This is a genomic window from Kitasatospora sp. NPDC054768, assembly GCF_053612025.1.
In genome coordinates, this window is record NZ_JBSHBN010000004.1 from 37,997 (window position 1) to 51,737 (window position 13,741).

General features: G+C 74.4%; 13 protein-coding genes and 1 pseudogene. 2 read left to right on the forward strand and 12 right to left on the reverse strand.

Going from position 1 to position 13,741, the window contains the following annotated elements; translation table 11 throughout:
* Positions 1-361: 361 nt before the first annotated feature.
* The 5 genes from ACWGKU_RS01970 to bldG all read right to left on the reverse strand — a co-directional run bounded on the left by ACWGKU_RS01970 (position 362) and on the right by bldG (position 5,202).
* The gene (locus ACWGKU_RS01970; RefSeq protein WP_401054912.1) at positions 362-820 is read right to left on the reverse strand and encodes a DUF3592 domain-containing protein; all 459 of its coding nucleotides are present in this window, start codon (positions 818-820) and stop codon (positions 362-364) included.
* Between the two features lie 252 nt (positions 821-1,072).
* The gene (locus tag ACWGKU_RS01975; protein ID WP_401054913.1) at positions 1,073-2,605 is read right to left on the reverse strand and encodes a DUF7059 domain-containing protein; all 1,533 of its coding nucleotides are present in this window, start codon (positions 2,603-2,605) and stop codon (positions 1,073-1,075) included.
* A gap of 344 nt (positions 2,606-2,949) precedes the next feature.
* Positions 2,950-3,762, reverse strand: a complete 813-nt coding sequence (locus ACWGKU_RS01980; RefSeq protein WP_452191311.1) for a hypothetical protein — start codon at positions 3,760-3,762, stop codon at positions 2,950-2,952.
* A 519-nt stretch (positions 3,763-4,281) separates the two neighbouring features.
* The gene (locus tag ACWGKU_RS01985) at positions 4,282-4,701 is read right to left on the reverse strand and encodes an ATP-binding protein (protein WP_401056055.1); all 420 of its coding nucleotides are present in this window, start codon (positions 4,699-4,701) and stop codon (positions 4,282-4,284) included.
* Positions 4,702-4,860: 159 nt separating this feature from the next.
* Positions 4,861-5,202: an anti-sigma factor antagonist BldG gene (bldG, locus tag ACWGKU_RS01990; RefSeq protein ID WP_049659132.1), complete on the reverse strand. Its 342-nt coding sequence runs from the start codon at positions 5,200-5,202 to the stop codon at positions 4,861-4,863.
* A gap of 222 nt (positions 5,203-5,424) precedes the next feature.
* Here bldG and ACWGKU_RS01995 point away from each other — a divergent pair, with 222 nt between their 5' ends.
* Positions 5,425-7,890 carry a DEAD/DEAH box helicase gene (locus tag ACWGKU_RS01995; protein ID WP_452178793.1) on the forward strand — a complete coding sequence of 822 codons (2,466 nt, stop codon included), beginning with the start codon at positions 5,425-5,427 and terminating at the stop codon, positions 7,888-7,890.
* On the opposite strand, the gene ACWGKU_RS02000 is transcribed toward ACWGKU_RS01995, so the two are convergent.
* From ACWGKU_RS02000 to ACWGKU_RS02030, 7 genes and pseudogenes are all read right to left on the reverse strand, one after another.
* The gene (locus ACWGKU_RS02000) at positions 7,885-8,418 is read right to left on the reverse strand and encodes an Rv3654c family TadE-like protein (protein ID WP_452178792.1); all 534 of its coding nucleotides are present in this window, start codon (positions 8,416-8,418) and stop codon (positions 7,885-7,887) included. The genes ACWGKU_RS01995 and ACWGKU_RS02000 overlap by 6 nt on opposite strands.
* Positions 8,406-8,966, reverse strand: coding sequence for a TadE family type IV pilus minor pilin (locus tag ACWGKU_RS02005; RefSeq protein ID WP_452178791.1), 561 nt, complete (start codon positions 8,964-8,966; stop codon positions 8,406-8,408). The genes ACWGKU_RS02000 and ACWGKU_RS02005 overlap by 13 nt, the downstream gene beginning before the upstream one ends.
* A 73-nt stretch (positions 8,967-9,039) precedes the next feature.
* Entirely contained in the window at positions 9,040-9,312 is a 273-nt protein-coding gene (locus tag ACWGKU_RS02010; protein ID WP_380541527.1) for a DUF4244 domain-containing protein, read from the reverse strand.
* A gap of 52 nt (positions 9,313-9,364) precedes the next feature.
* Positions 9,365-10,138, reverse strand: coding sequence for a type II secretion system F family protein (locus ACWGKU_RS02015; RefSeq protein WP_452178790.1), 774 nt, complete (start codon positions 10,136-10,138; stop codon positions 9,365-9,367).
* The gene (locus ACWGKU_RS02020) at positions 10,138-11,163 is read right to left on the reverse strand and encodes a type II secretion system F family protein (RefSeq protein WP_401053027.1); all 1,026 of its coding nucleotides are present in this window, start codon (positions 11,161-11,163) and stop codon (positions 10,138-10,140) included. The genes ACWGKU_RS02015 and ACWGKU_RS02020 overlap by 1 nt, the downstream gene beginning before the upstream one ends.
* 5 nt (positions 11,164-11,168) lie before the next feature.
* On the reverse strand, positions 11,169-11,321 hold the full coding sequence (locus tag ACWGKU_RS02025; RefSeq protein ID WP_401053029.1) for a hypothetical protein: 153 nt from the start codon (positions 11,319-11,321) through the stop codon (positions 11,169-11,171).
* Positions 11,318-11,659, reverse strand: a pseudogene (locus tag ACWGKU_RS02030) (ATPase, T2SS/T4P/T4SS family); the annotation flags it as partial. The pseudogene ACWGKU_RS02030 and the gene ACWGKU_RS02025, both read right to left, overlap by 4 nt.
* A gap of 76 nt (positions 11,660-11,735) precedes the next feature.
* On the opposite strand from ACWGKU_RS02030, the gene ACWGKU_RS02035 reads away from it, so the two are divergent.
* A complete protein-coding gene (locus ACWGKU_RS02035) occupies positions 11,736-13,268 on the forward strand; it encodes a recombinase family protein (RefSeq protein WP_452178789.1) in 1,533 nt (510 codons plus the stop codon).
* The last annotated feature ends 473 nt before the right edge of the window (positions 13,269-13,741 follow it).

Below are 13,741 nucleotides of genomic sequence, written 5' to 3' on the forward strand. Positions count from 1 at the left end.
TTCGCTCTTCTCTCCCGGTCCTTATGTGGCTGGTCGGCGCCGGCAGCACGGGCTGCACTCCGCCCGACCCCTCCACCGCCCCGGGGCTGCCGCGGCACGACACCCCCACCAGCGGAGTGTGACCGTACCCCGGCCACCCTTGTCAAACGGACGGATCCCGCTTTTTCACTTGCCGGGCTCACCGACGCCACTCGAACGGTAACCCGATGACGGAGGTTCGCGCCCCGCGGAGGGGGGCCTTCGGCAGGTTCCGGAGGATGGAATGACGGATTTCAAGATCTGTCAACGGAAAATCGACGGGTTCTCGCGGGGCGGGGGCGGGGCGGAGCGAGGCGGGGGCGGGGCGGACCGGGGGCGGGGCTCAGCCGCCGGCCACGGCCAGGAGCCCGGCGCCCGCCGCCAGGCAGCCCATGCCCAGGACGCTCCACAGCAGGTCCACGACGGCGGCCCGCCCGACCTCCCCCGCGGCCAGCACCACCCGGCTCGGGCGCTGCGGGTCGTAACAGATCCGCACCGAGGCTCCGGGCGCGAAGCGGTCCGGACGGCGCAGCGGGGTGTGCCCCCGCGGACGGGCGATGACCAGCCCGGCGATCCCGCACGCGCCGGCGCCGCCGACCGAGGGCGGCACCGAGAAGGAGAGCAGCGGAGCACTGTCCAGCTGGCCGTGCACGTCGTCCTCGGCCATCACGGTGGCCAACGCCGCCGCCCCCCGGCGGCGCACCCGCAGGCGCAACCCCACCTCGGCGGCGCACCAGAGCAGCAGCACGCCACCGAAGAGGGCGAGCACCGACCCGCCCACCATCGCCGTCGTCGTGTCCACCCCTGGCCCCCGGCTCCCCAGCTCTGTCCACAGCCTGTGGACAGAGCTTCACAGTGGAGAGCCAACGGGAGACTGCCACCCGGCGGCGGCCGGACGAACCAGGGGGTACGGGCGAGTGAACCGGTCAGGTCTCGGCGGGTGCGGTCACGGAGGGCCGGGGTCCGGGCACGGTGAATCCGGGCACGGCGCAACCGGGCACGGTGAATCCGGCCACGGAGGGCCGGGACGCGCCGGGACGCGCCGGGTCGGGCCTCAGCGGACCGGGTCGATGAACCCCTGCTCGGTCAGCAGGCGCAGCGACTCCGGCACCCGGTCCCGCAGGACCACCCGGTCCTCGCCGAGCAGCTGCGCGATGGCGTCCACGATCTCGCCCGCCGACAGCGTCCCGTCGCAGACCCCGACGAACCCGGCGCCCACGGTGTCCACCTTGGTGGCGCGCCGCATGCCCCGGTTGTGACGCAGGATCACGTGCTCCGGGTCCTCCGCGCCCGGCGAGCCGACCTGCTCCTGGACCACCTCGTCGGCCAGCACGTAGCGGGCCGCGAGCAGGCCCGCATCGTCGTGCGAGCGGAGGAAGTCCTGCCGGTCGAACCAGGCCTCGATGTGCGGGCCCAGCGGCTGCTCCACCGGGTGCGGCCACTCCTCCACCCGGACGGTCGGACGCTCGGCGCCGCTCGCCCGCAGGGTGATCCAGCCCATCCCGATGCCCTCGACCCGGCCCGCCTCGAAGGCGTCCAGCCACTCGCCGTACCGGGCCTGGTAGTCGCCGCCGGGGCCGCGGTGGTCACCGCCGTCGCGCAGCCACAACTCGGCGTACTGGGCCACGTCCTGGACCTCGCGCTGGACGACCCAGGCGTCCAGGCCGGTGCCCGCGACCCAGCCGGCCAGCCTCTCCTGCCAGTCCTCGCCCTTGACGTGCTGCCAGTTGGCGAGGAGCTGGCAGTAGCCGCCGGGCTCCAGGTGGTCGGCGGCCGAGCGGACCAGGCTGCGGCACAGGTCGTCCCCGGCCATGCCGCCGTCGCGGTAGGTGAACCGGCCGCCCGGCGAGATGACGAACGGCGGGTTGGAGACGATCAGGTCGAACTTCCGCTCCCCGACCGGCTCGAAGAGGCTTCCGGTGGACACCTCGGTGTTGTCGAAACCGGACAGTGCCAGGGTCAGCTCGGTGAAGCGCAGCGCGCGCGGATTGAGGTCCGTGGCGGTGACGGTCCCGGCGTGGCGGGCCGCGTGCAGCGCCTGGACACCGGAGCCCGAACCGAGGTCCAGCGCGGCCCGGACGGGACGGCGCACGGTGATGTTGGCCAGCGTGGTGGAGGCACCGCCGACGCCCAGCACCAGGTCCTTGCGGGCCACCCCGTGCGCGGTCTCACCGGAGCCGATGCCGCCCGCGCCGCCCACCGCGCAGCCCAGGTCGGAGACCACCCAGGCATCCGAACTGGGCATCCCGGCCACCTCGTTGGCGTACGGCCGGACGTCGACGGTGGCGCGCACCAGATCGCCGTCGGGGCGCAGCCAGCCGTCCGCCAGGCAGTCCTCCACCGGCAGCGCGGCGGCGGCCGCCCGGTACGGGACCGGCTGCTGGAGCAGGAACAGCCGCACCAGCGTCTCCAGCGGGCTGCCACCGCGGGTCGCCCGCAGTGCCGGGACCGCCTCGCTGCGGGCCAACGCCGAATAGCCGGTGGGCCCGAGCAGGTCCAGGCACCCGTCGGCGGTGAACGAGGCGGCGAGCAGCGCCTCGCGGAACTTGGCGAGGCGGGTCGGGTCGAGAACGGGGCTACTGATCACCCCGCCATTGTCCCCCGGCGCCCACCCCGCGGCCGCCGCTGCGCCCCGCGGCCATCGGACGGAAGCCCGCACCACCACGCACGCCCCCGGGAGCCACCGCGCGCCGCCCTGCCGGGGGCGCCGAGTCGTTCGACAGCGGCGGCCGGCGGCAGCTCGCAGCGGCTCGCGGAGGCGGCTCGCGGTCACGGGGGCCGGCGGCGGGCAGGGACGGCGGCTCCACGAGGGCGCCCCGGCCCGCGTGACTTCGTCATGACCGACGCGCCGCCCCTCACCAGCCGGTCCCTGGCCGGGGACGGGCCGGTTTCGGGGGCGGGCGCGTCGGATCGTGCGGTCCGCCGGGGGGCTCAGCTCGCGCTGGGGGCGGGGTTCGCCGGGGTGCCGGCCGGGGCGGACGGAGCGGTGGTCGCGCCGGCAGCGGCCGGGCTCGCACTGTCGGTCGCGCCGGGCGCCGGGGTGGTGGCCGGGGCGCCCGGGGTGTCGGTGGCGCCGGGGGCGGGGGTCGTTCCCGCACTGCCCGGGGCCGGGGTGCCGCTCGCGCCGGCGCCCGCACCACCGGTGGCACCGCCGGTCGGGGCGGTGGTCGGGGACGGCTTGCAGCCCTCCTGCTTGGCCATCGCCGCGCCGAGATCGCCGCGCTGGAGCTTGCTCTGCGCCTGGGTGGAGAGCGAGGCCAGCTGCTGCACCTGGTCGGCCACGCTGCGCAGCCCGTCGGCGAACTTGGCCTGGTCGGTGTTGGGCAGCGCGTCCAGCTTCTTCTGGACCTCGACGTAGCCGTCGGCCGCCTTCTTCAGCTCGTCGACGGTGTCCTTCTGGAGGGTCGCGCCGTCCTGCACCTTGGGCGCCCCGGCACCGTCGATGGCGGCGGCTATGTCCTGGTTGGTCTTGGCCAGCCGCCCGATGTCCGTGGAGAGCCGCTTCTGGAGGTCGGCGGGGACTTCGCCGGTCTTCACCTGGCCGGTGTCGGCGAGCGCGGCCTGCGCCTGGGAGATCGGGTCCTTGGCGGCGCCGCAGACGGTCGACGCCCAGGACTCCAGCTGCTTGCTGTTGTTGTCGTCGCCGCCACAGCCGACGGCACCGAACGCGAGCAGCACGCCGAGGGCGGGTACGGCCAGCAGTCGCTTGTTCACCGGGAGGAGCCTTTCGGTTTCGGTCGTCATCGGTCGTCGAACCTACACGGCCGGTGTCCGTTCCCCGATTTCCGGTTTCCCTCCCCCGCTGCCTGCCGCCCGCTGCCCGCCGCCCGCTGCCCGTGCCGACGCTCGATGTCGTGCGGGATCGCTGCCGAACGGGATCGCTGTCGAGCGGAACGACGGGCGAGGTCGGCCGCTGCTGCTGCGCCGGCAGGGGAGGGCGCGTCCTCGCACAGCCGGCCTACGGGCATGCCGACGCGGACCTCCGCCCCGTGGGTGCCCGCCGACGGCCGACCGGCAGCTCGGCCCGGAACGCTTCGGAGGTCGAGGCGGCTGCCGATGTCCCGGCGGCCTGCCCGGTCGTCCGGGTGACGGGATGCGAACCCACCCGGACGCCGTCCATCGCGACGAGGCCCGATCGACGAGCGGACCCGGTCGTCCGGGAGCAGCCGACCGCCGGGATAGCCACGCGTCGACGCCCTGCCCGGGAGCCGGGCTCCAGCCCTCGCGGGCGTGCGGAAGCGCGAAAGCGGCGCCGGCGGCGCCTCAGACCGCGACGGAGGGGACCGAGACCGGCCAGCTCATCCGGATCAGGCCACCGTCCGTGCCGTTGGTGACCTCCAGGTCCTCGACCAGGCCGGTGATCACGGCGAGGCCCAGGGTGTCCTCGTCCGGGTCGCCGCCCACGGCGGCGCCGGAGGCCGGGACGGCGGCGGCGCCGGCCTCGTCCTCGACCTCGATGAGGAAACGCTTCTCCTGATCGGTCAGCGCGACCCGGACCGTGCCGCCGATGCCGCCGCGCTGGTGCAGCCCGACTGCGCGGGAGCACGCCTCGCCGACCGCGAGCCGGACCTCGTCGAGCACCGACTCGTCGACCCCGGCCCGTCTGGCGACGGCCGCGGCGACCAGTCGGGCCGTCCGCACATGCTCGGGAAGCGCGCTGAATCGAAGTTCGACGGTTGCCATCTCTCCCCCTCGGGGTGCTCCGACCGGGGCCGGAGGCCCGGCCCCTGCGGGCCGGCGGAACCGGCCCAGGGGCGTCCGTGGACGCACCGGGCCGCACGGACCCGGGCTCCCGGACGCGAGGAAACGAGCGGGCCGGCCACCCGGGCCGGCCCGGCCGCGTCAGTCGGTCGCGTTGACCGCGTCGTCCACCGAGGTGTGGATCGGGAAGACCTTGGTCAGGCCGGTGATGCGGAAGATCTTCAGGATGCGCTCCTGGTTGCAGACGAGGCGCAGCGAGCCCTCGTGGGCGCGCACCCGCTTCAGACCGCCGACCAGCACACCGAGGCCGGTCGAGTCGAGGAAGTCGACGCCCTCCATGTCGACGACGAGGTGGTACTTGCCGTCGTTGACGAGCTCGACCAGCTGCTCCCGCAGCTTCGGGGCGGTGTACACATCGATCTCGCCGCCAACCTCGACGACCGTACGATCGCCGACTGAACGGGTCGACAGGGACAGGTCCACGGAACCTCCAGCACCTTGCCTTGCTACGTCATGTGCGATCCTCGGCCGGACGGCCGCCACCGCATGGTCGCGAGCCCGGGCGCGCCCCGCCAACGCGTGGCAAGCCTCAGCGCTGCGACCCACGGCCATACGGCCGTCACGGCCACATTCAACCACCTGCGGCCATGCCCGCACGATGGCTTACGACGATTCTCCGTCACGCCGGTGACACACTGGGTCCCCATGCCGCCCCGACACAGCCCGCCCGAGGCACTGCTCACGACCCTGGCCACCGGCCGGGGGCGGTCCGACCGGCTCACCCATACGGAGCACCTTCCCGCCCGACCTGCACGTTATTCACCGTGGCCGGACTCGATCCGTCCGGAGGTCGTGGCCGCGGCGCGCGCCCTCGGGGTGGAACAGCCGTGGGCGCACCAGGCAGAAGCGATGAATCTGGCCAAAAGCGGCCAGACTGTGGTGATCGCCACAGGCACCGCCTCGGGCAAGTCGCTGGGCTACCTGGCACCGGTGCTCACCGACCTCCTCGACGGCACCGAGGCCCGCAACGGCCGCGGCGCCACCGCGCTCTACCTGGCTCCGACCAAGGCGCTCGCCGCCGACCAGCGCCGCCGGGCGGCCGAACTCGCCCCGCCGAGGGTCCGCGCCGCCCTGTACGACGGCGACACCCCGACCGAGGAGCGCGAGTGGGTCCGCCAGTACGCCTCCTACGTGCTCACCAACCCGGACATGCTCCACCGGGGCATCCTGCCCGGCCACGCCCGCTGGTCCTCCTTCCTCAAGGCCTTGCGTTACGTGGTCGTCGACGAATGCCACAGCTACCGGGGCGTGTTCGGCTCGCACGTCGCACAGGTGCTGCGACGGCTGCGCCGCATCTGCGCCCGTTACGGCTCGTCACCCACCTTCCTGCTGGCCTCCGCCACCACCGCCGACCCGGCCGCGACCGCCCGGCGGCTGACCGGCCTGCCCGCCGTCGCCGTCACCGAGGACGCCTCGCCGCGCGGGCCGATGGTCTTCGGCCTCTGGGAGCCGCCGCTCACCGAGAACGTCGGCGAGCACGGCGCGCCCGTGCGCCGCACCGCGACCGCCGAGGCCGCGAACCTGCTGACCGACCTGGTCGAGCGGGAGATCCGCACCGTCGTCTTCGTCCGCTCCCGGCGTGCCGCCGAGCTCGTGGCGCTCCAGGCCCAGGACCAGCTCGACCGCCCGCTCGCCGGACGGGTGGCCGCCTACCGCGGCGGCTACCTCGCCGACGAACGCCGCGCCCTGGAACGCGATCTGCACACCGGCCGACTGCTCGGCCTCGCCTCCACCTCCGCTCTCGAACTGGGCGTCGACATCTCCGGCCTCGACGCCGTCCTGATGGCCGGCTACCCCGGCACCCGGGCCTCGCTCTGGCAGCAGGCGGGCCGGGCCGGCCGGGAGGCCCAGGGCGCGCTGGCCGTGCTGATCGCCCGGGACGACCCGCTGGACACCTACCTGGTGCACCACCCGGAGGCGCTGTTCGCGGCGCCCGTCGAGGCCACCGTGCTCGACCCCGACAACCCGCACGTGCTCGCCCCGCACCTGTGCGCGGCGGCAGCCGAACTCCCGCTCACCGATGCCGACCTGGAACTGTTCGGGCCGTCCACCGCGCCGCTGCTCCCGGTCCTGGAACGGCGCGGCCTGCTGCGCCGGCGCAGTGACGGCTCCTGGTACTGGACCCGTCGCGAACGCGCGGCCGACGCGGTGGACCTGCGCGGCAGCGGCGGCCGTCCGGTTCAGATCGTCGAGGCCGACACCGGCCGCCTGCTCGGCACGGTGGACGCCGCGGCCGCCCACACCAGCGTCCACACCGGGGCCGTGCACCTCCACCAGGGCCGCACCTACCTGGTCCGGGAGTTCGACCTGGAGAACTCCGTGGCCCTGGTCGAACCGGCCGACCCGCCGTACACCACGGCCGCCCGCGACATCACCTCCGTCTCCGTCCTGGACACCGACACCACCGTGGAATGGGGCGAGGGCCGGCTCAGCTTCGGCTCGGTGGAGGTGGTCAACCAGGTGGTCGGCTACCTCCGCAAGCGGATCTCCACCGGGGAGATCATGGGCGAGACCAAGCTCGACCTGCCGCCCCGCACGCTGCGCACCCGCGCGGTCTGGTGGACCGTCACCGAGGACCAGCTGCTCGACGCGGACATCCCGCCCGACCAGTTGCCCGGCGCCGCCCACGCCGCCGAGCACGCCTCGATCGGACTGCTGCCGCTGTTCGCCACCTGCGACCGGTGGGACATCGGCGGCGTCTCCGTCCCGCTGCACCCGGACACCGGCCTGCCGACCGTGTTCGTCTACGACGGCCATCCGGGCGGGGCCGGCTTCGCCGAACGGGGCTTCCGGCGGGCGGTCCAGTGGCTGACGGCCACCCGGACGGCGATCGCCTCCTGCGAGTGCGAGCGCGGCTGCCCGTCCTGCGTCCAGTCGCCCAAGTGCGGCAACGGGAACGACCCGCTGGACAAGGCCGCCGCCGTCCGGCTCCTGGACGTCCTGCTGGCCGGGGCCGCCGGAGCCGCGGAGACGCAGGACGGACGGGAGGCGCCCGACGGCCCAGAGACTCCGGACGCTTCGGATGCTTCGGAGACGAGCGCCGGTCCGGAGGCGCCAGGCGCGCCGGAGGCGGCCCCGGGACCGGACGGTGGAGCGCCGGCCCGTTCATGAGACCGCCGCCGTACTCGGGGCTCCGCTCGGAGCTTCGCTCGGATCCCCGACCGGCCCGGCGTCCGGCACGTCCTCGGGACCGGTGACCGGGGCCCGTACCGGCCCGGCTCGGGCCCTCGCCCGTGCCGGGCCGACCGGCAGCCGGGCCGGGAGCCCGCGGACGTCCACCTCGGCCACCACCTCGACGGCGTCCGCCGACCGGTCGACCGCACAGGACACCAGTCCGGCGCCCTGAGCGGCGGCGATCGCGGCGGCCCGGGCGCAACCGCCGTCCCGGTCCAGCAGCAGCCGGTCCGCCGCGGCGAGGGCCGCGAGGTCGGCCGCCGACTCGGCCCGGTGCCGGGAGGCGACCACCGAGCCGACCGCGATCGTCCCGGCGAACACCGCCGTTCCCAGCATCGCCAGGGCCAGCAGCCAGACCGTCGCGGAGCCGGCGTCCGGCCCTCGCCCGCCCGCCGCGACGGCTCGGGCCGCACGGGCGCGTGCCACCCGCTCCGCCGTCTCCCCCAGCCCGGTCAGGACGGCCATGGACCACCACCTCCCGCCGTGACCGCCACCAGGACGTCCTCCCGCGCCGCCACGGCCGCCGCACTGAGCCGGACGGCGAGCAACCCGCCGAGCCTTCCCGGCCCCGCGCACGGCGCCTCCACCTCGACCCGCACCGTGTCGGCCGCCAAGGCCACCCGGACCTGCGCGCCCGCCGGTGCCGCCGCGCGGGCGAGTTCGGCGGCGTCCGTCTCCCCGCGTGCGGCCGCCCTGGCACCGACCCGGGCGGCGTCCACGCAGCGGATCTGCGTGGACGCCGCGAGCACTCCCCAGATCAGCATCGCCGCGAGCAGGACGAGCGCCGGCAGCGCCACCGCCGTCTCCGCGGTGACGAAGCCCGCGTCGCCGCACGGCCGCAGCGGCCATGCCCGGCCGGCGCCGCGCTCCCCGGCCCGGCCGGAAGCCGTCCTCAGCCTCCTGTCACCCACCGGGAGCGCGGGCGGGGCGGCGTCGAGGAGCGTGCCGCGCGCGGCGGTGGCGGGAGCGCCTCCCGGCCGCCGGGCCGAGGACCGTCGGCGTTCGACGACCACCCCACGGGGTGCTCCTGCCCACCGGGGCCTCCCGGCCCCTGCCGGCCGACCGGCAGGAGTTCGACGGCCTGTCCTAGGTGGCATGGAGCGCCCGCACCAGCATGTCGGTCAACGCACCCGTGATGGCTTCGCTGGTCACCACCTTGTACAACCCGGCCGCGAGGGCGCACGCGCCCAGCGTCCCGACGGCGTACTCGGCCGTGGTCATCCCGGCGTCCGAGCGGCCCCGGAGCCGGGCCACCCTGCGCACCCGGCAGGCTGCCCGACGGCTCCTCCGCCGCCACGCCCCGGCCAGCGGGCGGAGCGACCGCCCGGTACCGGTCCCGATCGCGATCACTGCGGTCATGAGATCCTCCTGTCGTTCGTCGTCCGTCGATGTCCGTGCATCCGGCTCTTGTTCACATCGCCTGCGCGAAGCGGCTGGTGAGGCCGACGACCACCGGCACCACGCCGATCAGGACGAAGGCCGGGAGGAAGCAGAGCCCCAGCGGCGCGGTGGCGAGCACCGCCGCCCGGCGGACCCGGGCGTGGGCCGCGCGGGCAGCCGCCGTGCGCTGCCCCTGGGCCAGCCCGATCAGCGGGCCCGCGGCGGGGACGCCGCCTAGGCTGCTGCGCTCCAGGCAGCGCGCCAGCGGCGCCAGCGGCGGGTGCTGCTCGCCCAGTCGGCTCCAGCACAGCTCCGGCGGCGCGCCCAGGGCCAGTTCGGCCCCGATCGCCACCAGCCGGGGACCCAGCGGCGCACCCACACTCCGGCCCACCGCCGACACGGCGTCCGAGGGCAGCGCCGCCGACCCGAGGCAGGCCGCCAACAGCTCGGCGCTCAGCGGGAGTTGCCTGGTCAGCAGTTCTTCGTCACGGGCCTCCCGGCGGTCGACCGGCGACCGCGCCCGGGCCGACCACCGGTGAACGCCCACCGCCAGCAGCACCCCGACGGCCAGTCCGGTGCCACCACCGAGCAGCACCGCCGCCGCGAGCCCGGCGACGGCCGCTGTGACCGCCCGGCGTCGGCGCCCAACATCCGTGGCCGTCAGCCCGGTTCGCCTTGCCGTCCCCTTTCCGCCCCGGGCCCGGGCGAGCACCCGTCGGCGCCTCACCCGGCCACGCACCGGCGTCCACCCCAGGGCCGCCCCGCCCACCGGGAGGGCGAGCGCGACCCACTCGATGCCCCGCATCACCTCGCCACCGCCCCGAGCGCCCGTGCGCGCACCCGCGACAGCCCGCAGACCCGCCCGCTCGCCCGAGGGCCGGGCGCCGTACGGCCGGAGGCTCGAATTCGCTCGCGCCGCCCCGGAGAAGCCTCCAGCGCGCCGTGGGCCGCCGCCCGGACGATGCGTGCCGTCCAGAACACGCCCAGGCCCTCCAGGACCGCCCCCGCCACGAGGCAGCCCAGCCCGGCCGGGGTGTGCAGCAGGACCTCCAACGGGTGGGCCCCGAGCGCCGCGCCGAGGAGCAGCCCGATGCCCGGCAGCGCGGCCAGGACGGCGATCGTCGCGCGCGGCCCGGCCAGTTCCCCGGCGATCTCCTCCGCCAGCGCCCGCTCGCCGCGCAGCGCCTCGGCGACCCGGTCCAGCGCGGCGGCGAGCCCCGACCCGCTGTCCGCGGCCACCCGCCAGCAGGCCGCGATGGCCGCGGCCCCACTGCCGCCCGGCAGTTCGGCCAGCAGGTGCAGCGCGGCGGGCACGTCCCCGCCGTAGCGGCCCGCGGCCAGCCGGGCCACCGGCTCCTCGCCGAGCCCGCGCAGCCCCGCCGGGTCGGCGGCGAGCCGCGCGGTCACCAGGTGCAGCGCCTGCTCCGGCGTCGCCCCGCCGCGCAACTCCCCCGCCAGGCCGGAGCAGAGCTCCACGACGGCCGCGGCCCGGTGCCGGGCCTCCGCCGCCAGGCGCCTGCGCGACCGCCACCTGCGCAGCGGCAGGACGGCCAGGGCCGCCGCGAGCACCGGCACCGGCGAGGCGGTGGCCTGCCCGGCGGCCAGTCCCGCCGGCAGGAGCAGCAGTTCGGGTGCCAGGAACCCCGGCAGCCGACCCCGGGCCCGCACCACCGTCTCCGGGCCCACCCGCAGCACCGGCGGCCCGCTGCCCGCCAGCACCAGCCTGGAGCGCCGCCCGCCCGGCAACTGCTCCTGCACCGCACGCCACGCCGCGACGGCCACCAGGCACAGCACTGCGGCCCAGCAGAAGGCAGGCTGACTCTGCGTCACATTGTTCACCTCCGTCCTCCTCGGTCCTTGCGCCCCGCAGCGCCGAGCAGCAGCAGGGCGCCCACGGCGCACCCGCTCAGCAGCAGGGCGAAGGCGAGTTCCACCGCCCGCGCGTCCGCACTCGCCGACCCGGCCACCGTCACCGTCACCGCGATCACGGCTGCCCCGACCCGAGCGACACCCCGCGTGCCGCCAGCAGTCCGATCAGCCGCTCCCAACCCGCACCGGGACGCAGGCCGCCGGACGCCGGGAAGGCCACCGCGGGCATGGTCACGGCCGACCCGTCACCGGCTCCGGTCAGCGTGTGGATCTCCGCCACCCGGCGCCGCCCCGAGCCCGGGTCGCGGACCAGGTGCACCACCACGTCGAGCGCGGCCCGCAGTTGGCTGTGCAGCGCCGGCCGGTCGAGACCGGCGAGCGAGCCCAGGGCCTCCAGTCGGACCGGCACGTCCGCCGCCGTGTTGGCGTGGACCGTGCCGCAGCCGCCCGGATGACCAGCAAAACCGTGCACGTATGCTGTGCCGGGCCGTGGCCCAGTCCAACCAAGAGAGAGGGCCACCGTGCCAACCGTCGTGATCTACGACCGCTTGTCCCGCCTGTTCGCTGAAGAAGCGCCCGACCACCGCATCAACGCGTGCAAGGCATACGCCGCGCAGCGTGGGTGGGAGGTGGTTCACATAGCCACCGACACCAACGTGTCCGGTGCCACGAAGCTGGAGGACCGCTCCGGCATGCGCGAGGTGCTGTCGTGGCTGCCGCGCGCTGACTACGTACTCGCCGCGAAGCTGGACCGGTACGCCCGCAGTGTCTTGGAGTTTCAGCGGTTGCTGAAGGCTGCGGACTCCACCCGGACGACGATCGTCACCGCCGACGGCGTGGTGTCGCCTGAAAACGCTTCGATCATCATCAATGTGCTCGCTGCGTTCGCAGAGTACGAGCGGGACATGATCACATCCCGCATCCAGGCATCGAAAGATCACTTCCGGTCTCGTGGCAACCACCTGGGCGGCCTCGCGCCCTACGGCTACGCCGTCGATGGACCGGTGAACAACAAGCGTTGGGTCATAGACGAGACCGCCGCTTCCATCGTCCGCGAGTGTGCAGAGCAGTTGACGCAGCATGGCGCATCGGCGGCTGGACTGGCCCGGGACCTGAACGAGCGGGGCGTACTGCCTCCCGCCGATCACGCACGAGAGCGTGACGGACGCAAGGTGAGGGGCCAGCGCTGGCACACAACGACCGTGCGCGACGTGTTGTACACCCCTGCCGTCCGTGGCTGGCTCACACAGGCCGTTCCTGGCGAGAAGCGAGGGGCGCTGACCAATCAGCCGGTCCTCGACGCTGAGGGCCGCCCGCTGTCTGCTGGCCCAGCAATCCTGGACGCCGAATCCTGGTCTGCGGTACGGGCGATCCTGGACGAGAAAGCCAAGGGGCGAGGCGTGGAGCGAAGCGGGAAGGCCCTGTTGCTGCACGTGGCGCGCTGCTCCGAGTGCGACGGGCCCATGTACCGGCAGCGTCGGGAGGAGCGCGGGAAGGACTACAGCACATACGTGTGCCGAAGCGGTGTCGGCAAGCAAGGCATCCACCGACCGAACGTGATCGTTGCCGCTCCAGTTGAGGCCATGGTGACTGCCGACTTCCTCAAGAGGTTCGGACGAGGCACGTTCATGCATTGGGCCGAGCCCGACGGCAGCGCGGTACTCCAACTCTCGGAGGTGACGGGACAGATTGAGCGCTTGGCCGGAAACCTGGTGCACCTTGAGCCCAGTGGAGCGGCAGCACGGCTAGCAATCACGCAGCTGAACGCGCTTGAGCGCCGACAGGTAGAGCTGCGCGCCGAGGCAGAGCACGCCGAGGGACGTTGGGTGGACACCGGCGGCAGCGTGGCGGAGGAATGGAATCGGCGGGCGAGCGAGGAGGGGCGACGGGGCTTGCTCACCGATCTGGGCACTCGGGTGGTGATATCGCCCCCGGCACCGGGAGCACCCAAGCGGTTCAACCCCTTGCGGGTGTCGGTTGCCTTCGAAGGCCCGGCATGGGTGCGTGATGTTGATCCGGCGGCAGCCGCATTGGCTGCGGTTGCCATTGAGGAAGCTCTTGCCTGACGGCCTCTGAAGTCGCCACAGTCCCGTCTGACCCTCCATGGGTCGGGCGGGGCTTCGCTGTGCTTGCTGGCGGTTCGACAGGCTGGCCGGCTGCGGCCCCGGCATGCAGTTTCGTTGCCAGCGCGAGAGCACAAAACCCCAGGTCAGAGCATGTCTGTCACGTTTCTCTGAGGGGTTGTTACACATTGAGAACCACACTAAGCACTTCTCATCTGGCCCTATAAGGGAACTACGGGAACCGTAACGAGACCACAGAGTTTCGTGACGGCTTGCGGACGGTCCGCTCATGCGCTGCCCGAGCCAGGGGTGCGAGAGGGGCAGGAACGGCCCCAGGAGGCCCGTAGGGCTGCGGGGTGGGGTTGCTGCGCCTCCCGGACCCGAGAAGGCCCCTACGCGGCGCTCTGGCCCCTTGGTGGGCAGTCGTTCACCACTCCAAGTCAATGAAGGTGGGCAACAGGGCGAAGCGTTAGCCG